At 65.6% G+C, this 18,755-nt stretch carries 17 protein-coding genes, 2 tRNA genes and 1 pseudogene; 11 read left to right on the top strand and 9 right to left on the bottom strand.

What is annotated here, in order from left to right:
* Positions 1–178 precede the first annotated feature (178 nt).
* Positions 179–1,546, top strand: coding sequence for a dipeptidase (locus E0T84_RS30680; RefSeq protein WP_070186050.1), 1,368 nt, complete (start codon positions 179–181; stop codon positions 1,544–1,546).
* Here E0T84_RS30680 and bcp read toward each other — a convergent pair.
* Positions 1,535–2,008, bottom strand: coding sequence for a thioredoxin-dependent thiol peroxidase (gene bcp, locus E0T84_RS30685; protein ID WP_070186070.1), 474 nt, complete (start codon positions 2,006–2,008; stop codon positions 1,535–1,537). The genes E0T84_RS30680 and bcp overlap by 12 nt on opposite strands.
* Before the next feature lie 105 nt (positions 2,009–2,113).
* On the opposite strand from bcp, the gene E0T84_RS30690 reads away from it, so the two are divergent.
* On the top strand, positions 2,114–2,341 hold the full coding sequence (locus E0T84_RS30690) for a DUF3618 domain-containing protein (protein ID WP_138746353.1): 228 nt from the start codon (positions 2,114–2,116) through the stop codon (positions 2,339–2,341).
* A gap of 43 nt (positions 2,342–2,384) precedes the next feature.
* Here E0T84_RS30690 and E0T84_RS32030 read toward each other — a convergent pair whose 3' ends face one another.
* Positions 2,385–2,543, bottom strand: a complete 159-nt coding sequence (locus tag E0T84_RS32030) for a hypothetical protein (RefSeq protein ID WP_097926197.1) — start codon at positions 2,541–2,543, stop codon at positions 2,385–2,387.
* Positions 2,544–3,352: 809 nt separating this feature from the next.
* Between E0T84_RS32030 and E0T84_RS30695 the strand changes: the two genes are divergently transcribed.
* Positions 3,353–3,532: a hypothetical protein gene (locus tag E0T84_RS30695; protein ID WP_029110072.1), complete on the top strand. Its 180-nt coding sequence runs from the start codon at positions 3,353–3,355 to the stop codon at positions 3,530–3,532.
* A 79-nt stretch (positions 3,533–3,611) separates the two neighbouring features.
* Here E0T84_RS30695 and E0T84_RS30700 read toward each other — a convergent pair.
* Positions 3,612–3,687 (bottom strand) — tRNA-Lys (locus tag E0T84_RS30700).
* A 147-nt stretch (positions 3,688–3,834) separates the two neighbouring features.
* On the opposite strand from E0T84_RS30700, the gene E0T84_RS30705 reads away from it, so the two are divergent.
* Positions 3,835–5,055, top strand: a complete 1,221-nt coding sequence (locus tag E0T84_RS30705) for an Ig-like domain-containing protein (RefSeq protein ID WP_070943535.1) — start codon at positions 3,835–3,837, stop codon at positions 5,053–5,055.
* A gap of 6 nt (positions 5,056–5,061) precedes the next feature.
* On the opposite strand, the pseudogene E0T84_RS30710 reads toward E0T84_RS30705, so the two are convergent.
* Positions 5,062–5,540: pseudogene (locus E0T84_RS30710) on the bottom strand (ATPase).
* Entirely contained in the window at positions 5,537–6,238 is a 702-nt protein-coding gene (locus E0T84_RS30715) for a DUF899 family protein (protein ID WP_070186053.1), read from the bottom strand. Before E0T84_RS30715 ends, E0T84_RS30710 begins: the two are co-directional and overlap by 4 nt.
* A 140-nt stretch (positions 6,239–6,378) precedes the next feature.
* Between E0T84_RS30715 and E0T84_RS30720 the strand changes: the two genes are divergently transcribed.
* From E0T84_RS30720 to E0T84_RS32035, 4 genes are all read left to right on the top strand, one after another.
* Positions 6,379–7,149, top strand: a complete 771-nt coding sequence (locus E0T84_RS30720; RefSeq protein ID WP_070186054.1) for an SDR family oxidoreductase — start codon at positions 6,379–6,381, stop codon at positions 7,147–7,149.
* Positions 7,150–7,360: 211 nt separating this feature from the next.
* Positions 7,361–8,887: a PPE family protein gene (locus tag E0T84_RS30725; protein WP_070186055.1), complete on the top strand. Its 1,527-nt coding sequence runs from the start codon at positions 7,361–7,363 to the stop codon at positions 8,885–8,887.
* A gap of 151 nt (positions 8,888–9,038) precedes the next feature.
* Entirely contained in the window at positions 9,039–10,745 is a 1,707-nt protein-coding gene (locus E0T84_RS30730; RefSeq protein WP_131823357.1) for a hypothetical protein, read from the top strand.
* Entirely contained in the window at positions 10,708–10,869 is a 162-nt protein-coding gene (locus E0T84_RS32035; protein ID WP_159437519.1) for a hypothetical protein, read from the top strand. Before E0T84_RS30730 ends, E0T84_RS32035 begins: the two co-directional genes overlap by 38 nt.
* Before the next feature lie 294 nt (positions 10,870–11,163).
* Here the strand turns inward: E0T84_RS32035 and E0T84_RS30735 are convergent.
* Together E0T84_RS30735 and orn are read right to left on the bottom strand one after the other, a co-directional pair.
* Positions 11,164–11,236: transfer RNA gene (locus E0T84_RS30735), tRNA-His, on the bottom strand.
* 42 nt (positions 11,237–11,278) lie between these two features.
* Positions 11,279–11,926 (bottom strand): oligoribonuclease, encoded by a 648-nt coding sequence (gene orn / locus E0T84_RS30740; RefSeq protein ID WP_171055239.1) that lies wholly within the window; start codon positions 11,924–11,926, stop codon positions 11,279–11,281.
* 116 nt (positions 11,927–12,042) lie between these two features.
* Between orn and E0T84_RS30745 the strand changes: the two genes are divergently transcribed.
* Complete coding sequence (locus E0T84_RS30745; protein ID WP_138746354.1) at positions 12,043–13,614, top strand: helicase HerA-like domain-containing protein; 1,572 nt, start codon at positions 12,043–12,045, stop codon at positions 13,612–13,614.
* Between the two features lie 84 nt (positions 13,615–13,698).
* Here the strand turns inward: E0T84_RS30745 and cmrA are convergent, their stop codons facing one another.
* Positions 13,699–14,505 (bottom strand): mycolate reductase, encoded by an 807-nt coding sequence (gene cmrA, locus E0T84_RS30750; protein WP_138746355.1) that lies wholly within the window; start codon positions 14,503–14,505, stop codon positions 13,699–13,701.
* Positions 14,506–14,548: 43 nt separating this feature from the next.
* Here cmrA and E0T84_RS30755 point away from each other — a divergent pair, with 43 nt between their 5' ends.
* Positions 14,549–15,856, top strand: a complete 1,308-nt coding sequence (locus E0T84_RS30755) for an MFS transporter (protein WP_138746356.1) — start codon at positions 14,549–14,551, stop codon at positions 15,854–15,856.
* A 9-nt stretch (positions 15,857–15,865) separates the two neighbouring features.
* Here E0T84_RS30755 and E0T84_RS30760 read toward each other — a convergent pair whose 3' ends face one another.
* Positions 15,866–16,645: an MmpS family transport accessory protein gene (locus tag E0T84_RS30760; protein WP_070186073.1), complete on the bottom strand. Its 780-nt coding sequence runs from the start codon at positions 16,643–16,645 to the stop codon at positions 15,866–15,868.
* 105 nt (positions 16,646–16,750) lie between these two features.
* On the opposite strand from E0T84_RS30760, the gene E0T84_RS30765 reads away from it, so the two are divergent.
* Positions 16,751–18,628 carry a S9 family peptidase gene (locus E0T84_RS30765; RefSeq protein WP_249383789.1) on the top strand — a complete coding sequence of 626 codons (1,878 nt, stop codon included), beginning with the start codon at positions 16,751–16,753 and terminating at the stop codon, positions 18,626–18,628.
* The last annotated feature ends 127 nt before the right edge of the window (positions 18,629–18,755 follow it).

Here is an 18,755-nt window from a genome sequence, read left to right on the forward strand (position 1 = left end):
ACACCTGGTGCCGGCACTACTGCTCAAATGCCAACCCACAACGGGCGACAGACACAAATCGAGCCAGACACCAGATGATCCAGACCCAACCACCGCAACGCGGCAAAAGCCAGACTGACACTGAGACACATATGTACCCGAATCGTCGGCGTGTCGGGTACATCTGCGTCTGCTCGCGATGGGGGAGTCACCTACTACGCTCGTCAGCATGACTGACGTCGTACAGCGAGTTCAGCAGGTATTGCCGTCGGTGCGGTCCGATCTGGAGGATCTGGTTCGCATCCAGTCGGTGTGGGCCGACCCGGCCCGCCGCGCCGAGGTGCAGCGCAGCGCCGAAGCGGTGGCAAAACTGTTGTCGGACGCGGGCTTTCCCGACGTCAGCATCGTCAGCGAAGGCGGTGCACCTGCCGTCATCGCGCACTACCCGCCACCGGCGGGCGCACCCACGGTGCTGCTGTACGCCCACCACGACGTGCAGCCAGAAGGGGATCCGGCACAGTGGGACACCGCGCCGTTCGAACCCACCGAACGTGACGGCCGGCTCTACGGCCGCGGCACCGCCGACGACAAGGCCGGTATCGCAACACATCTGGCAGCCATACGGGCCTTCGACGGCCAGCCTCCGGTCGGCGTCACGGTCTTCGTCGAAGGCGAGGAGGAGTCCGGCTCGCCGTCACTGGGCGCGCTGCTGACTGCGCACAAAGACGCCCTGGCCGCCGACGTCATCGTCATCGCCGACTCCGACAACTGGAGCACCGACACCCCGGCCCTGACCGTGACGCTGCGCGGCCTGGCCGACTGCGTGGTAGAGGTGGCCACCCTGGACCACGGCCTACATTCGGGTCTGTGGGGTGGTGTCGTGCCGGACGCGTTGAGCGTGCTGGTGCGGCTGCTGGCCAGCCTGCACGACGACGACGGCAATGTCGCGGTCGCCGGTCTGCACGAGGCGACGGCGGCCGACGTCGACCGTGGACCCGACTGGGTCCGGGAAGAGTCGGGCCTGCTGGACGGAGTGTCCGAAATCGGCGCCGGCTCAGTGGTGCAACGCATGTGGGCCAAGCCCTCCATCACCGTCATCGGCATCGACACCACGCCCATCGACAAGTCGTCGAACACGCTGATCCCACGTGCCCGCGCCAAGATCAGCATGCGGGTGGCGCCGGGCGGCGACGCCCACGCGCATCTGGAGGCGTTGACCCGGCACCTCGAAGCGAACGTCCCCTGGGGCGCGCAGGTCACCGTCACCCCGGGTGATGTCGGCCAGCCCTACGCCATCGATGCCTCGGGTTCGGTGTACGACGCGGCCCGTTCGGCATTCCGCACGGCGTGGGGTACCGACCCCGTGGACATGGGGATGGGCGGATCCATCCCGTTCATCGCCGAATTCGCCGAGGCCTTCCCGGCCGCGACGATTCTGGTCACCGGAGTCGAAGACCCCGGCACCCAGGCACACAGCGTCAACGAAAGCCTGCACCTGGGTGTGCTGGAGAAGGCGGCTACGGCCGAAGCGCTGCTGCTCGAAGCGCTCGGCCGGCTACACCGATAGGTCGCGACGCAACTTGGCGACGTGACCGGTGGCCCGCACGTTGTACTGCGCGACGGCGATCTTGCCCTTCTCGTCGACCACGAACGTCGAGCGGATGACGCCCTGAACTGTCTTGCCGTACATGGTCTTTTCGCCGAACGCGCCCCAGGACGTGAGTACCTCACGGTCGGGATCCGACAGCAGCGGGAAGGTCAGTGCTTCCTTGTCGCGGAACTTGGCGAGCTTCTCAGGCTTGTCCGGGGAGATACCGACGACGTCGAGCCCGGCACCGTTGAGTTCGGTGAGGCTGTCACGGAAGTCGCAGGCTTGCTTGGTGCACCCGGGCGTCGAGGCGGCGGGGTAGAAATACACGATGACCTTGCGGCCCTTGTAGTCGGAGAGCTTGACGACATTGCCGTCTGCATCGGGCAGGGCGAAGGCCGGGGCGGTGTCTCCCACCTCGAGGCGCGGGGTTGGCGGCATGCGTGGGTATCCCTTCTTGTCGACCGGTTCCGTCGTCACGGCGCCGGCTGATCTAGGGTAGTGCGGCAGGGCAGCACGACGTGGAGCGGCTTGGAGGAGCAAACAGTGGCGAACCGGGACCCGGAGAGCATAAAGCGGGACATCGATCAGGCTCGCGATCAACTTGCGTTGACTGTCGACTCGCTGGCCGAGCGGGCCAACCCGCAGCGTCTGGCCGACGAGTTCAAGTCAGCGGTCATCGGCTTCATCAAGAAACCAGCGGTGGCCGCTTCACTGGCGGGCGCCGGTGCGCTGGTGGTGGTCGTGGTCGTCCGGCGGATAAAGCGGCGCTGAGCAGCCTGTTGCGCCGCTCAGCGGCTCCAGCCTGTTGCGCCGCTCAGCGGCGGCGGAACAGGAGCCAGTCGGCCAGCGAAAAGCTCGGGGGATTGGCGATGCGTCCGAGCCGGTTGCAGCTATACACCATGACAGGCTGATTTGCAGCAACAAATGCGGAAGTCGATGCAGCTGTGGGGTCGACGCCACCCGCGGTAGCCATCAGCTAACACCTCTTATCTTGGCGTGACCGCCACCAGGAAACCAACCAAAACTAATCAGCTAACTTGAGATTAACACGGTTTCTTGCGTCTGACCAGCGGAAGTGCTGCTATGAGAATTTTGACAGTAACTTACATGGACGTCAACACCTGGCGTCGCCCATATCGGACTAGATGGGGACGCGGCTCTCAGCACATTATTCGACAGGTGTCAGCAGAGTGCGTTCGCCGATTCTGCAGTGGTTGTCCGCAAATATTTCCGCGGACTGTGTCGGCGCGCTGTCGGGGTGGGCGCTGCGGGGCCCGGAGAAACTGGTGGCTGGGCTGAATGTTTGCTGTGACCGTCGGCCCGGGCGACGCGGCGTTGGGCTCTTTGCGGTGATTTGGTGGCGATTTAGTGGAGAAAACGATTGGCAAACGTGGATCCGTCTGATAACCCGAGGTGTTTCGCGCAACTCGGAGTCCGACGCCGGCGGTAGCTGAAATCTCCTGCATTGCACGGCGGGAACGGCTCTTTCTCGTGGAACCGGTTGCTACTGCATAGGTGTCCAGCTAAGGTCGACCTCGGGTCAGGATAGGGGAGTCGGACCCGGTTCTTGATCTCGGCCGCAACACGGGACGAACGTGTGACAAGGGGGTATTGCGTTGCAGCTAACATATTTTCCGTTTGCCAGGGCTGCCGCATGTGCCTTCGCTGGTACAGCTGAACTCGACGGACTGGTCGTCGGGATTCGCTGACAACACCCAATGGCTCATGTCGAACCTCTAGGCGGCGATGTGGGCCATGGTCACACCGACTGGAGGTAGCCATATGGCGCATGTGAGCGATGAAACCCTGGGCGATCTACGCCGAGAACTCGACCGCTTCAAAACTGAGCAGTACCGGGATAACGGCTATGCGGCCGCACATCTGGCGGGCGCGGTGGAGATGTTGTTGGAGGAAGCCGAACCCAGCGTTGGTGACCGGCTTGCCGAAAGGTATCGGGCCTGACCGTCAGACAAGAGGTCTACTGCCGCAGTAACTCTCAAACCCTGAAACGCAAAAACCCTGCCGAGGCAGGGTTTTTGGTTGGTGCGCCGTCAGGGTTTCGAACCCCGGACCCGCTGATTAAGAGTCAGCTGCTCTACCAACTGAGCTAACGGCGCGCGTGAGAGACAATAACAGGAGTTTCGCTCAACAGTGAAATCCGCTGGTCGCAGGGCTGCGCGAGGTTTCCGGTGGGCCAGAGTTCCAGGCAGCCCTTAGACTATTGCCAAGAATTTGCTGTTGACCGTGTGAGGGGTGGGACGAACATGGGGCACGCCCAGACGGCGACCCGTCCGTACCGGGATGTCTTCCGGCGAGCGGTGGCTGCCATGGTGCCGGCGATGATGCTGGGCCTGGCCGCGTGCGGCGGGCAGGAGACGCAGGGCCCGCCGCCGGTGATCGCCGACAAGGGCACTCCCTACGGTGACTTGCTGGTGCCCAGGGTCAAGGCATCGGTGACCGATGACGCGGTCGGGGTGACCGTGGACGCGCCGGTCACCGTGAGCGCCGAGAACGGTGTGCTCGGCGGGGTCACCATGACCAACGAAGAAGGCGCCAGCGTCGCAGGGAAGTTCAGTGCCGACGGGTTGACGTGGTCGACCACCGACCCGCTCGACTACAACGAGCAGTACACGCTCAATGCGCAGTCGCTCGGGCTCGGCGGAGTCGCCAACCGGCGCCTGCGGTTCGAGACACACTCGCCGGCGAATCTGACGATGCCCTATGTCTTGCCCAACGACGGGGAAGTGGTCGGGGTCGGGCAGCCCATCGCCGTTAGGTTCGACGAGAACATCCCCGACCGCGTTGCCGCCCAGCGGGCCATCACCGTGAAGACCGATCCACCGGTGGAAGGCGCCTTCTACTGGCTCAACAACCGCGAAGTGCGTTGGCGCCCAGCCAAATACTGGAAGCCCGGCACCTCGGTGGACGTCACGGTCAACACCTACGGCGTCGCGCTGGGCGACGGATTGTTCGGGCAGGGCAACGTCACCACCCACTTCACGATCGGCGACGAGGTGATCGCGTCCGCCGATGACAACACCAAGACACTGACCGTCCGCCGCAACGGCGAAGTCATCAAGTCCATGCCGATCTCGATGGGCAAGAACAGTTCTCCGACGGACAACGGTGTGTACATCATCGGCGACCGTTTCGATCACATGGTGATGGATTCGTCGACCTACGGGGTACCGGTCAACTCGCCCAATGGATATCGCACCGAGGTCGATTTCGCGACTCAGATGTCTTACAGCGGCATCTACGTGCACGGGGCCCCGTGGTCGGTGGGCAGCCAGGGCTACAGCAACGTCAGCCATGGTTGCCTCAACGTCAGCACGGCCAATGCCCGCTGGTTCTACGAGAACACCAAGCGCGGCGACATCGTCGAGGTGAGAAACACCGTGGGTTCAGTGTTGCCGGGTACCGAGGGCCTGGGCGACTGGAACATTCCTTGGGAGCAGTGGCGCACCGGCAACGCCAGCACCTGATAGTCGCTAACTGACTGAACGTTCCAGTGCCGCAAGCGATTCGTCGAGAAAGTCGGGGCCGAACGGGGGCATTCTCCGATCTGGTCGCGGAAGCTCTGCGGGGTGTCGGTCCAGTCGTAGGTGATCGTCACGTCGGTCTGGTCTCCGTTGGGGGCCAGGTCGTAGCGCCAGCTCCACCCGCCCGGAGCATGGTGGCCCTCCTCGTCGAGCTGCCCGGGCAACCAGGCGATGGTCCGGTCCTTGTCGAAGGCGGTCACCAGGTTGTGCATGACGTAGTGACCGCCGGCGGCGGGCAGGAACATGTTGACAGCGAAGATCTGGCCCGTCCCGGTGATCGGCTCGGGGTCGATCGCGTCGCGCACCCAGTCGCCGGGCTCGGTGTCGCAATGGCGGGCCGGATCGGCCAGGACGGCGAACACCTGGGCCGGAGACGCGGAGACGGTGCGGGTGACGACGTAGCGCTGCTGGTCGGTCGCTGAAGTCATTGAGAGTCCTTTCCATACAGCTGGGCGATGTCGGGGCTGTCGAGCCAGCCGGAGTACGTGGGACGCTTGGGCCAACCGTCGGGCGAGTCCTGCCATTCTTCCTGCCGGCCCCAGGGCAGCAGATCGATCAATGCGAACGAGTGGCTGAGTTGTTCGGTGCCACGGCCGTTGGTGTGCCAGGTTCGGTACACGGTTTGTTCGCCCGACGGCCCCGTCGCACGAAAGAACACGTTGACCGCGAACCCCTCGCCCGGGGCGGCGTCGACGTCGGAGCCGAAGGAGCTCTCCGACGACGAGTACCAGTCCATCCGGTTGCCGACCTTGTCGCGATACGCCAGCGCCTCCTCGATGGGCCCGTTGGTGACGATGACGAAGCGGGCGTCGTAGTTGTCCAGGAATTCGAGGCGGGTGAACTGCGATGTGAACCCGGTGCAGCCGCCGCACTGCCATTCGGCCCCGTCGGTCCACATGTGGTGGTAGGTGATCAATTGGGCGTGCCCGTCGAACACGTCGGCCAGGCGCACCGGGCCGTCCGCGCCGATCAGTGTGTACTCCGGTAGTTCCACCATCGGCAGCCGGCGCCGCGCCGCGGCGATCGCGTCCAGTTCCCGGGTGGCGGCCTTCTCCCGACGCCGCAGGTCGTCGAGCGTGGTGCGCCACGTCTGCTGGTCGACTATCGGAGGTTTTCCTGTCGTCATGAAGGGCTCCTGATCGCTGCTCGGAGAATCTCGTTCTCTCAAGTGGACCCGCCGCGCGTCCGGAACTCATCGCACGCGGTAATGTCCGACGAGCAAAGGGTGACCTAACACCCAGAGATGAACCATGGAGGGTTGATCGAATGAGCGGTCAGCGAGCCGATGCAGGCGGACTGCGTCTCCTCGTCGTCGGTGCCTCGTCGGGCATCGGCCACGCTGTCGCGATCAGTGCCACCGAGCGCGGCGCCAAGGTCGCTGTGGCAGCGCGGCGCATCGAACTGCTGAATTCCCTGGCCGAGGCGACCGGCGGACACGCCTTCGAACTCGACGTCGAGGATTCCGGGGCGATCAACCGGGTGGTCAACGATGCGGCGGACGCCCTGGGCGGCTTGGATGCCGTGGTGTTCACCAGCACGGTGATCCCGTTCGCCTACATCGAGGACACCGATGTCGCGACCTGGCTGCACGCGTTCAGCGTCAACACCGTCGGTGCCAACAACGTGCTGCGCGCCGCGGCACCGCGATTGGCCGAGAACGGGGTGGTCCTGGTCGCCTCCAGCTACGACGTGGGCCGCCCCCGTGCAGGTGTGGCGGCGTACAGCGCGAGCAAGGCCGCCCTCGACGAGATCCTGCACTCCTGGCGCATCGAGCATCCCGAGCTGTCGCTGATCCGGGTCGGCGTCGGCCCCACCGACGACACCGAGATCCTGCGCGGCGCCGACCGGGACCTGCTCGAACAGTTGGTCAAGACGTGGGTGGCCCAGGGTGCCCTGCCTGCTCGGATGTCGGCCCTGGACGACGTCGCCAACACCCTGGTGTCACTGGTGACCACCGCCTACGAGAATCCGACCGTGGTGCCCGAGATCGTGCAGCTGGCTCCGCGGATTCGCCGACGGGACGACGTGGCGGATTAGTCCCGGATTAGTCCGCAGGACCATTGGTGCGCCTTCTGGTGCATCTGGGCGGCGTGCACCCGCGGCGCATGATGTCCGAGCCATGTGGTGGTTCCCCGCCATTTTCGGCACGGTGCTCGTTTCTATGAGTTGGCGATGAATTCATTGAGAATGACAATCATGGTCAATAACTTGGATGCCGCGGATCGACGGTGTTCAAGGAGGGTTCCTCATGTCCGGGGTATGGATGGCCTCGCCGCCCGAGGTGCATTCTGCGCTGCTGAACGCAGGCCCCGGCCCGGGCGCGATGTTGGCTGCCGCCGGCGCGTGGTCGTCGTTGAGCATCGAATATGCCGCCGTGGCAGACGAACTCGCTGCGGTGCTGGGTGGCGTGCGGGCCGGGGCCTGGCAGGGGCCGAGCGCGGAACGGTATGTGGCAGCACATCTTCCGTATCTGGCGTGGCTGCATCAGGCCAGTGCCGACAGCGCCGCGATCGCGGCCCGGCATGAAACTGCGGCCGGTGCGTATGCCGGCGCCCTTGCGGCGATGCCCACCCTGGCCGAGCTGGCGGCCAACCACACCAGGAATGCAATCCTGGTGTCCACCAACTTCTTTGGGATCAACACTATTCCGATCGCATTGAATGAAGCCGACTATGTGCGGATGTGGATCCAGGCTGCCGTCACGATGGAGGGCTATCAGGGAGTGTCAGAGGCCGCGGTGGCATCCACCCCTACGACTCCGGCCGCGCCAAGGATCTTGCGCAGTGAAGATGGCCACGAGCACGACGACGACCACGAGCACGACGACGACCACGACCACGACGACGACCACGACCACGACGGCGATCATGACCACGATCACGATGATCACGGCCACGGAGACCTGAGCCCGCTCGATCCGCGGTGGTGGCTGGAAGTCGGTCATGAGCAGATCGAGAACATCGGCTTGCTGATCGACAATCTGCTCAACGACCCCGCCGCCCTGTTGACCAACCTGCCGATGGTGTTGGCGGACATGGCCTTCCACGCGGCGCAGCTGCTGCAGGTGGTGGCCCAGTTGTCCCCGGCCCTGATTCAGCCGGCTCTGGGTCTCGTCGCCGCGAACCTGGGCTGGGCGGTCGCGGGACTGGCCGCAATCCAGCCGGCCGCGCCTGTGATGGCAGAGATTCCGGCCGGTGCTGAGCCGGGCTCCTGGCCGGCGGCCGGCGCGACTTCGACAGTGTCCGGCAGCCCCTCGGCCCCGGCCGCCTCATCCGCCCCTGCGGTGCCGTCGACCGGTGCGTCGGCGACTGCCACCGTCACCGCGGCGCCGGCGCCGCCGTCGGCCCCGGGTGGCGGCCCCGGGTTCTTCCCGCCGTACTTGATCGGCTCGCCCGGCATCGCGGTGCCCGCCGCGGCCCGGTCCAAGTCCGCGACTGCGGTCAAGAAGAAGTCTTCTGAGTCCGACACCGCTGCCGCGGGTGCTGCCGAACTGGCCCGCGAGGCACGGGCGCGCCGCCGTCGCCGAGCCGCGATGCGGGACAAAGGGCATGGCCATGAGTACATGGACCTTCACAGCGATCCACCCGCTGGAGCCGCGCCGGAACCGTCGCCGACGGTATCGGATCGCGGCGCCGGACCACTGGGCTTTTCTGGCGTGCGGGACAAGGCCGAAGCGACGACGACGGGCCTGACGGCGTTGGACGACGACGAATTCGATGCCGGCCCGACGGTGCCGTTGTTGCCGTCTACTTGGGATCCGGATTCGAAGGACTGAGTGGCTCGGATGCATTCACTGAAAATGGGAACGCCGCCTGCTTGCGCAGACGGCGTTCCCGCTATCACGGTCGGGACTCGAACTCCTGTCAGTCAATTCACCTACCGTCATCTCCCACGGCCCAGCCTTTCGCTGCGGCATACTCAGGCGCGTGAGCGACTCGGTGGACTCTGGCGAATCGCATTTGCAATCTCAGTTGCGACAGTTAAGCGCGGAAGTAAGGCAGTGGCGAGAACGAAATGGAACACCGCCTCCTGCGCGGGATGACGGCGACCGGCTGTTTGATCTAGTCGTGGGCTTGGAACGGCAGAAGCCGACGTGGATTCACCGTCGGGTCGAGCGTCTTGTCGTCGAGGGGACGGGTGAGTGCACGCGATGCGTTTCGCTCGACTTCACGCTGCCAGCCGATTGTCGGATCGAAGGCTCGCGTGGCAAGGTGCTGGTTCCAATCGGGATCGTTCGCAAGGGGCCGTTGCACGGGTTCAGCATCACTGGGCCGTCCGGCAAACCCGTACCGCTCCTCGGAACCGAGGAGAATACGGCCCTGTCGGTCAAGATGATTTCGGCCATCGCCCGGCGGTGGGGGGGTGAACCTCGCGCGCTCGAAGCCTTTGTTAAGGAAGCCGAAAAGAAGATCCGTCAGCCAGCGGACGAGTCGCATACTGGATACGTCGTGGGGCAGGAGGCGCAGCCTCAAACCGAAGAGTGCACCCTTCGACAGAAGGCCGTAGACGCGGGTTTCCCGCATTCGGTTCTATTCGAAGAGAACCCAGAGAAGTCGGAGACGGTAGAGCGGTTTTGGCAATCGGTGTACGGCCTTCTCGAATGGCTGCGCGCTGGATTCCTCATGGCGACGGAGCTCGACGAGGAGGTCGTCGGGACACGCTCTGTACTCAAGTTCGAGTACAGAGAAAGCGTCAAAAACTCGGACACATGGACGGGCAGACGGCGCTTCGACATCGCGGAGTTTGCCTCAGCGGTGAGCACTCACTTCGAGCTTGTGGCCCCGCCGCCGTTGGTGATGGAGGACGCGAGCGTGTTCGAGAAGACCAGCACTGGCGAAGTGGAGTGTCAGTGGTTCGCCAAGCGCCGCGCGACGCTTCATTTTGTGGGGGCGACCCAGGCGCGGTTTTCCACGGCTTACGTTGATCTGCGGTTTGCTCCGCGCCGGTTCGGGGCATACGCGGCGGCGCTCTACGGCCCCGCGGCGCTGTTCGTGGCGCTCGCGTGTGCCGTGGTTCTTCGGACGTTTCGCACTGAGACAGACACCCCGCCAACAGGATTGCCGACACTCATGCTCACTGCCGCAGGCCTGCTGCTGTCGTGGGTCGCGCGGGCACCGGAGGATTGGACGACGGCACGCATACTGCGCCGTGCACGTGGTGTTCTGTGGCTGGCCGCCACGCTCTGCGCGGTTGTGGCAGTCTTCCTCGCCTTTCCCAAGCTTCCACCCAGCGAAGATGGCCGTACCTGCTGGTGGTGGATCTTTCTGGTTGCCTCATTGCTGCTGCTCGTGGTGGCGTGGTTCGTGCACGGGCGTGATCCGTGGCTGGGGCTGATCGGAGGAGTGTTCGCAGTCTTACTGCTCTTGGTGACCGTGGCAGTGGCTCCTCCACGTGACTTGTGGCAGGCGTGCATGCTCTACTCCTTAGGTGAGATCGCCGCCGTGTGGATCGTTGTCCTTGCAACCGTCAAGTTGAAGCGTCACCGCAAGTCGCTAGAACACCGAGAGTCGCTGAAACACCAGGAGGCGACTACACGCCAACTGTCGGGTCAGACGACTACACTCGGAGGCACGCCCAGCAAAAAGGAGATGCGTGATGAAGGGTCTTCTACATTGGTGGAAGGCGAAGCATGAGCCCGCCCTCTACGAGGGAATTGGCCTGTCGCCGATGAAGTTGGAGAAGGCCGCCCTCGGCCAGACCTCCAAGGATGCCGATCTGATCGGCATGATGCGGGGCACGGTCCCGATCCCGCGATAGTCCAAGCTTCAACCCGAAGCCCTGCACTCCGCGTGCGGGGCTTCGTCGTGTATGTCGGCGTCGCCCCACTCGTTGCCGTCGTGTGGCCACCTGGCCGCGTCGGGCTGAGCGCGAGGTCGTCCACGTGTCGACGGTAGAACACGGCGGGGACTGTCAGCGCAGTGATGCGTCACGTTCTTGGTGTATCGCCGGCAGGCGGACACTTTCCAGCGCATATTGGGGGTGATGTAAAGAGCCCCGAAACCGGTAGTGCCTCACCCGCATATTTGCAGGTGAGGCACTACTTTCAGTCGGGGTGGCTGACGGGACTCGAACCCGCGACAGCCAGGATCACAACCTGGTGCTCTACCAACTGAACTACAGCCACCATCGCCGCTGGCGCCTTCGGCGCGTATGCGGCTCGTAGATACTAACTGCTCGGGTGCTCGGCAGACGAATCGGTTTCGGGCGCGTCGTCCTTGGGCGGGCCGAGCTCGGCGGCGATCTCGGCAATGTCGCTGGTAGACGGACCGGGCTGGGCGACGAACGCGGTCGAGCGGTAGTACTTGAGTTCGCGGATCGACTCGTGGATATCGGCCAGGGCGCGGTGGGCGAGACCTTTTTCGGGCTGGCCGAAGTAGATCCGGGGGTACCAGCGGCGGCACAGCTCCTTGATCGAGCTGACGTCGATCATGCGGTAGTGCAGATAATCGTCGAGTTTGGGCATGTCGCGGGCGATGAAGCCGCGGTCGGTGGCGATCGAGTTGCCTGCCAGGGGAGCGGCCTTGGCCGTCTTGACGTGGCCGCGGATGTAATCGAGCACCAGCTCTTCGGCCGTGGCCACATCGACGGTCGAGGCTCGCACTTCTTCGATCAGCCCGGACCGGGTGTGCATCTGTTTGACCACGTCGATCATGGACGACAATGCCTCGTCGTCGGTGTGAATGACCACGTCCAGGCCGTCACCGAGGATGTTCAGGTCAGCGTCGGTGACCAGAACCGCAATCTCGATCAGGCGATCGGACTTGAGGTCCAGGCCGGTCATCTCGCAGTCGATCCATACCAGTTCGTCTCGCACGAAGATCCACAGTATTCCTATACCGGTGATGGGCCGCCACACCCACCGCGCGCGCCGCCCGGCAAGTAGTGTCAGACCCCGATTGGCTCGTTCGCGAAAACTGGGAGGACCGCGGCATGACCACCGAATCGACAGCCACCCCCGCGCAGCAGATCGCTGCCGGCTACGCAGTCGAAGGCCAGGCATTGGAATTGGGGACGGTCGTGGTCGACGGCGCCGTCGATCCGGCCGCACAGGTCCGGATCCCGCTGGCCACGGTCAACCGGCACGGGTTGATCGCGGGCGCCACCGGCACCGGTAAGACCAAGACGTTGCAGGTGATCGCCGAGCAGTTGTCGGCCGCCGGTGTGCCGGTGGTGATGGCCGATGTCAAGGGTGATCTGTCGGGCCTCTCGGCGCCGGGCGCCACCGGCGAGAAGATCGATCAGCGGGCCAAGGACACCGGTGACACCTGGACACCGACCGCCTTCCCGGTGGAGTTCCTGTCGCTGGGCACCGAGGGGATCGGGGTTCCGGTGCGGGCCACCATCACCAGTTTCGGGCCGATCCTGCTGTCAAAGGTGTTGGGACTCAACACTACTCAGGAGTCCACCCTCGGGTTGATCTTCCACTGGGCCGATCAGAAGGGCCTGCCCCTGCTGGACATCAAGGACCTGCGTTCGGTGATCCAGTTCCTCACCAGCGATGAGGGCAAACCCGAACTCAAGGCGCTGGGCGCGGTGTCGACCACGACGGCGGGCGTCATCCTGCGGGCCCTGGTCAACCTGGAGGCCGAGGGCGCCGATTCCTTCTTCGGCGAGCCCGAGCTCGAACCCAAGGATCTGCTGCGCACCGACCCGCAGGGTCGAGGCATCATCAGCCTGCTCGAGCTGGGCGCCCAGGCTGCGCGGCCGGTGATGTTCTCCACCTTCCTGATGTGGGTGCTGGCCGATCTGTTCACCACGCTGCCCGAGGTCGGAGACATCGACAAACCCAAGTTGGTCTTCATCTTCGACGAGGCCCACCTGTTGTTCGCCGACGCGTCCAAGGCTTTCCTGGAGCAGGTCGAGCAGACCGTCAAGCTGATCCGCTCCAAGGGGGTCGGCGTGTTCTTCTGCACGCAGCTGCCCACCGATGTGCCCAACGAGGTGCTCTCGCAGTTGGGTGCACGCGTGCAGCATGCGTTGCGCGCCTTCACCCCCGATGATCAGAAGGCCCTGTCGAAGACGGTGCGCACCTATCCCAAGACCGATGTCTACGACCTGGAGGAGGCGCTGACGTCGTTGGGGATCGGCGAGGCGGTCGTCACCGTGCTTTCCGAGAGGGGTGCGCCGACGCCGGTGGCCTGGACCAGGATGCGGGCACCGCGGTCGTTGATGGACACGATCGGTAACGACGCGATCACCGCGGCCGCCAAGGCCAGTCCGCTGCAGGCCACTTACGGCCAGACGGTCGACCGGGATTCTGCGTACGAGCGGCTGGCGGCCAAGATGGCGCCGCCGGTCACCGCCGAGGATCCGGGCGGTTTCGCCGGTGTCGAGGCCTCGGGTGAGATCGAGGCGATGCCCGCCCCCGCGCAGCCTGCCGAGCCGGGCATGCTCGAGCAGGTGCTCAAGAGTTCGGCGTTCAAGAGTGCCATGCGCTCGGCGGGCACCGTCATCGGCCGCGAGATCACCCGCAGCATCTTCGGGACGGGCCGCCGCCGGTAGTACCTCGACGCGAGTGGCCACTTATTGCACGGGCTTGACGCTGAAGCGTGCGATAAGTGGCCACTCGGCGGCAAAGCCGAAAATCTAGCCGCCGCCGAGCTTCTTGTAGACGGCGCCGACGATCGGGGTGACGATCGCGCGCGGCGCGTAGCCGCTGGCCATCGACATGGCCTTGGACGTCACGCCCGGCACTACCCGCATCTTGTTGCGCTCCAGGCCGTCCAGTGACAGCTTGGCGGTGTATTCGGTTGAGATCCAGAGGAAGTCGGGGATCAGCCGCTCGACCAGGGACTGCTCGGACTCGTCGGGCAGGTCGGTGCGCACCGGGCCCGGCGCCAGCACCGTGACGTGTACGCCCGCACCCTTGAGCTCGCCGCGCAGCGACTCGCTGAACGTGTTGGCGAACGCCTTGGAGGCCGCGTAGGTGGCGTTGTTCGGGATCGGTGAGTTGCCCGCCGCCGATCCGGAGATGAGGATGCCGCCGGAGCCGCGCTTGACCATTCCGGGCAGCACGGCCAGCACCAGGTCGTGCACGCCGAGGACGTTCAGCTGCACCTGAGCCTTCTCGCCGTCGGGGTCGAGGTCGGTGACCGGGCCGAACGTCGCGGTGCCCGCATTGGCGCACAGGATCGAGATCTCGCGCCGGGCCAGTTCTTCGCATAGCGCGTCTCTGGCCGCCGGGTCGGCGAGGTCGACGGCGCGCACCTCGACGGTCACGCCGTAACGTTCGGTCAGGCGCTGTGCCAAGGACGTCAGCACGTCGCCGCGGCGCGCGGTGATGATCAGGTTGTGGCCGCGGGCGGCGAGTTCGGTGGCCAACGCTTCGCCGATGTTCTGCGAGGCGCCGGTGACGACGGCACGGGCATCCGGACTGGGTGCGGGGACTGGCATGCGGCCAATCCTAAGAGGAGCGCCAGGCCATAAGGTGGCGGGCATGACGAACCCAGGGCGAGCGAGGGTGCTCGCGTGGGCATTGTGGGACTGCGGCGCGACGGGCCTCAACGCCGTCGTCGTCACCTTCGTATTCTCGGTGTACCTGACCGGCAGCGTCGGTGCGGATCTGCCCGGCGACACCACTCCGGCCAGCTGGCTGGGCCGGGCCATGACGGTCGCCGGTCTGGTGGTGGCCCTGCTGGCCCCGGTCACCGGCATCTGGGTGGACGCGCCGCAGCGGCGGCGCCGCGTGCTGGCCGTGATGACCGGTGCGGCCGTCCTGTTCACCGCGGCGATGAGCCTGATCCGTGACGACCACCGCTATCTGATGCCCGGCTTGGTCCTGCTGGCGTGCACCGCAGCCTGCAACGAGCTGGCGACGGTGCCGTACAACGCCATGTTGCGGCAGTTGTCCACACCGAACACGTCCGGCCGGATCTCGGGGCTGGGCCTGGCGTTGGGTTACGGCGGCAGCGTCGGGTTGTTGGTGCTGGCCTACGTCGGTTTCATCGCCGGCGACGGGGATAGCCGTGGGGTGCTGGGCATCCCGGCCGCCGACGGGCAGAACGTGCGGGCGGTGATGCTGCTCACCGCGGTCTGGTTCGTGTTGTTCGCGCTGCCGATCTTCGTGATGGTGCCGCGCGTGACCGATGCGGCCCCAGTCGAGCGCATCGGCTTCTTCGGCGCCTATCGCAAGTTGTGGACCGAGATCCGGGGCGAGTGGCAACGGGACCACAACGTCGTCTACTACCTGGTGGCGAGCGCGGTGTTCCGCGACGGGTTGGCCGGGGTCTTCGCGTTCGGCGCGGTGCTGGGAGTCAACGTCTACGGCATCTCACAGGCCGACGTGCTTTTGTTCGGGATCACTGCGTGCGTGATCGCGGCGGTCGGGGCGGTCACCGGCGGTCTGCTCGACGACCGGGTGGGTTCCAAACCTGTCATCGTCGGATCGCTGTTCTGTCTGATCGCGGTGGGGTTGGCCCTGCTGGTGTTGTCCGGGCCGGTCGCTTTCTGGGTGTGCGGCCTGCTGCTGTGCCTGTTCATCGGGCCGACGCTGTCGGCGGCGCGCAACTTGATGCTGCGGATCACCGCGTACGGCAAGGAGGGTGTCGCGTTCGGGCTCTACACGACTGTGGGACGAGCGGCCTCGTTCCTGGCCCCGTGGCTGTTCTTCACCTTCATCGACATCTTCGGCGCAGACCGGGCCGGGATGGGCGGGCTGGTCCTGGTGTTGGCCGTGGGGCTGGCGGGCATGCTCGCGGTGCGGGTGCCCGCGCGGCAGCCCAGCCCGGCCGTACCGACGCGCTGAGCCGACAGCTCAGGGCGAACCGACGCAGATCGTGATGCCCGTGCCGGTGCGGTGCTGGGTTTGCACACCGTTGACGGTCACGGTGCAGGCGACATCCGGGCCGAAGTTCACGACGCTCACACTGGCCGTTTCGTTGGCGGGTGCGGCGAGTTCGACCTGTTTGCTCCACGGCAGCGGCACGTTGAACTCGGTCTGCAGCATGTTGCCGGTGTCCAGGTAGGTGATGTTGATGGCCCGGCCTTGACCGGTCACCTCATAGGTGACGGTCTCGGTCGGCCCGGGCGAGGTCTCCGTCGGCGGAACGGTGCTCGGCGGGGGCAGCGGCACCGGCCGGGGTATGCGCGATCTGGTGGTGGGTGCGGTCGGCGACGTGGTGAAGCCTGGCTGCGGGCTGACGGGTTGCGGTGCGACCACTGTTTCCTGGCTTGATCCGTTGGCGATCACCAGTGCGATGACCAGGCCCAGAACCACCAGGATCGCCACTGCGGCCAGGATCCACAGCCAGAGCCGGGGTTCGTGGTTGTCGGGCTCCGGCGGGGTCGGTTCGCCCGGCGGCGGTGGGGATCCGGCCCCGTAATGGCCGCCGGTTGCGTTCGGGTCGTATCCGTAGGGAGGGTAGGGCGGCAGCTGTTGGGTGGGGTTGGGCTGCGGTGCCGGAGCGGGCACGGCCGGGTACACGCTTTGGTACGGCGGCTGGTTCGAGTACGCCGGATCCGGATAGTCCACGGGGTAGCCGCTACCGAGAGATTGGGTCGGCTCGGACCCGTCGCGGCGTGGTGAATCGGTCATGCCCACCTCATGGCTGCGAGGGTACCTGTGCGGATGCTCAGTCCGCTGCCGCCGAGGTCCCCGGGTATCGGGCGGTGATGAGAGATGCTGAAGGGAACTGCGGAAGTGACGGGAGGACGCGAGGTGGCCGTAGACCGGCATGTGCGGGTGAACTACGGCGCGTCGTTGTCACCGGACGCGACCGCGTTTGCCCACTTGGTCGACGACGGCGGCTATCCGCGCGCGGTGCAGAGGTTCCTGCGCGGATGGCGGGCCAGTTCCTCACGCGACGTCGAGCTGCCAGTGGTCGGGCCAGTGACGAAAGTCATTCATTCGGCCGACGGGCACTGGCTGGCCTGCCAGGTGGCCCCCGAAAGCGGGACACGCAGCCAGATCTGGGTGGTGACCACCGATCCCGACGACCGCGACGCCCGCCGCATCGACTATTGGCCGGCCGACGCCGAGGGCACCGCCGAGCTGATCGGTTGGGATGGCACCCAGGTCGCGGCGATCCTCACCGGTGAGGACGGGGTCGGTAGCTCGTGTCTGATCGATCCGGCCACCGGGGACACCCTGGTGCTCGACCGGCGCTCGGGCGGTCGACTGGTCGATGCGTGGGCGGGCGCCTCGCTGGTGCGGGTGGGTCCGCGTGGCTACCAGGAGCTCATCATGTTGTGGGGGCTCACCGAAATCGCGCTGCTGCCATCGGATCCCGGTTCGGTCACCGACGCGGGCGTGATCCTCGACGATCACACGCCGCGCCGGCTGCGCAGCGGACTCGACGGTGAGACCGCGCTCTACTACCCGGCGAGCACCTACGGACCCAACAGCACCGAGGGTTTTGTGCGGGCCCTGATCCGCAGTGACAACGGCGCTGCCCATGCCAGGTTGCTGGAGGTCACCGTCACGGCCGAGGGCGTGACGTATCACGTCGTCGCCGAACGTGCCGGTTACGAACTCGACGAGTTCGTGGTGAGTGACGATCTGTCGACGGTCGCGCTGTTGTGGAACATCGACGGCCGCAGTGAGCTGCAGATCCTGGAGTACGCCGACGAGACGCTGTCGGTGCCGGTCCCGCTGCCCGGCCCGGTTGCCGGCGAGCTGACCATCAGTGCGGGCGGGTCCATGGTGGCGATGACCGTGCAAGGGCCGTCATTGCCACGCACCGTCGAACTCGTCGATCCGCGGTCGCTGGAATGGGAGCGGATCGACCGGGAGCCCAGCCGCGGGCCGCTCACGTCGTTGCCCACCCTGGAGCGGATCACCGCGCGCGACGGGCTCGAGCTCACCGGGTGGTTGTACCGGCCGCAGGACGAGGTGGTGGGCGCAGTGATGTTCTTGCATGGCGGCCCGGAGGGACAGGCGCGGCCCGAATACAACGAGATCTTCCCGGCGCTGCTGGATGTGGGTTTTGCGGTGTTGACGCCGAACGTGCGCGGCTCGGGCGGGTTCGGTCGGGCATTCGTACACGCCGATGACAAGGAGTTGCGCTTCGCCGCGATCGACGATGTCGCCGACTGTGCTCGGTACCTGGTGGACCGCGGCATCGCACCGGCGGACCGGCTGGCCTGCACCGGATGGTCGTACGGCGGCTATCTGACCCAGGCGGCCTTGGCATTTCACCCGGAACTGTTCGTGGCCGGCATCAGTATCTGCGGGATGAGCGACCTGAACAGCTTCTACCACACCACCGAGCCGTGGATAGCTGCGGCGTCCTACCCCGAGTACGGCCACCCGGTGGCGGATCATGATCTACTGGAACGCCTTTCGCCCCTGTCGAGGGCGGACCAGGTGATCGCGCCACTGTTGCTGGTGCACGGCGGCAACGACACGAATGTGCCGCCCGGCGAGTCGCGTCAGATGTTTGACGCGCTCACAGCGCTGGGACGGACCGTCGAACTGCTCATCTTCGACGACGACGGGCATGAGATCGTCAAACGAGAGAACCGCGCGACGCTGGTCGATGCCGCGACCCGCTGGTTGTCCAAGGCGTTCGGCGTCTAGCCCGGATTTTTCACGGAATGTTGCGTGTGGGGTGTGTAGGTAAGCGAAAGTGCCTGTCCTGCAAGGGATAATTGGACTTCTCTAGGGTTCAATCGTCCTGACGGGAAGGCACTTCGCGGGTGAAGAA

Source organism: Mycobacterium sp. DBP42 (assembly GCF_005924235.1).
Lineage (GTDB): Bacteria > Actinomycetota > Actinomycetes > Mycobacteriales > Mycobacteriaceae > Mycobacterium > Mycobacterium syngnathidarum.

What these genes read in the sequence shown, in the direction of transcription:
- E0T84_RS30680 (WP_070186050.1), top strand. Translation starts at nt 179, where the DNA reads ATGGGGGAGTCACCTACTACGCTCGTCAGCATGACTGACGTCGTACAG.
- E0T84_RS30695 (WP_029110072.1), top strand. Translation starts at nt 3,353, where the DNA reads ATGGCGCATGTGAGCGATGAAACCCTGGGCGATCTACGCCGAGAACTC.
- E0T84_RS30755 (WP_138746356.1), top strand. Translation starts at nt 14,549, where the DNA reads ATGACGAACCCAGGGCGAGCGAGGGTGCTCGCGTGGGCATTGTGGGAC.
- E0T84_RS30705 (WP_070943535.1), top strand. Translation starts at nt 3,835, where the DNA reads ATGGGGCACGCCCAGACGGCGACCCGTCCGTACCGGGATGTCTTCCGG.
- E0T84_RS32030 (WP_097926197.1), bottom strand. Translation starts at nt 2,543, where the DNA reads ATGGCTACCGCGGGTGGCGTCGACCCCACAGCTGCATCGACTTCCGCA.
- E0T84_RS30725 (WP_070186055.1), top strand. Translation starts at nt 7,361, where the DNA reads ATGTCCGGGGTATGGATGGCCTCGCCGCCCGAGGTGCATTCTGCGCTG.
- E0T84_RS30720 (WP_070186054.1), top strand. Translation starts at nt 6,379, where the DNA reads ATGAGCGGTCAGCGAGCCGATGCAGGCGGACTGCGTCTCCTCGTCGTC.
- E0T84_RS32035 (WP_159437519.1), top strand. Translation starts at nt 10,708, where the DNA reads ATGAAGGGTCTTCTACATTGGTGGAAGGCGAAGCATGAGCCCGCCCTC.
- cmrA (WP_138746355.1), bottom strand. Translation starts at nt 14,505, where the DNA reads ATGCCAGTCCCCGCACCCAGTCCGGATGCCCGTGCCGTCGTCACCGGC.
- E0T84_RS30760 (WP_070186073.1), bottom strand. Translation starts at nt 16,645, where the DNA reads ATGACCGATTCACCACGCCGCGACGGGTCCGAGCCGACCCAATCTCTC.
- E0T84_RS30745 (WP_138746354.1), top strand. Translation starts at nt 12,043, where the DNA reads ATGACCACCGAATCGACAGCCACCCCCGCGCAGCAGATCGCTGCCGGC.
- E0T84_RS30715 (WP_070186053.1), bottom strand. Translation starts at nt 6,238, where the DNA reads ATGACGACAGGAAAACCTCCGATAGTCGACCAGCAGACGTGGCGCACC.
- bcp (WP_070186070.1), bottom strand. Translation starts at nt 2,008, where the DNA reads ATGCCGCCAACCCCGCGCCTCGAGGTGGGAGACACCGCCCCGGCCTTC.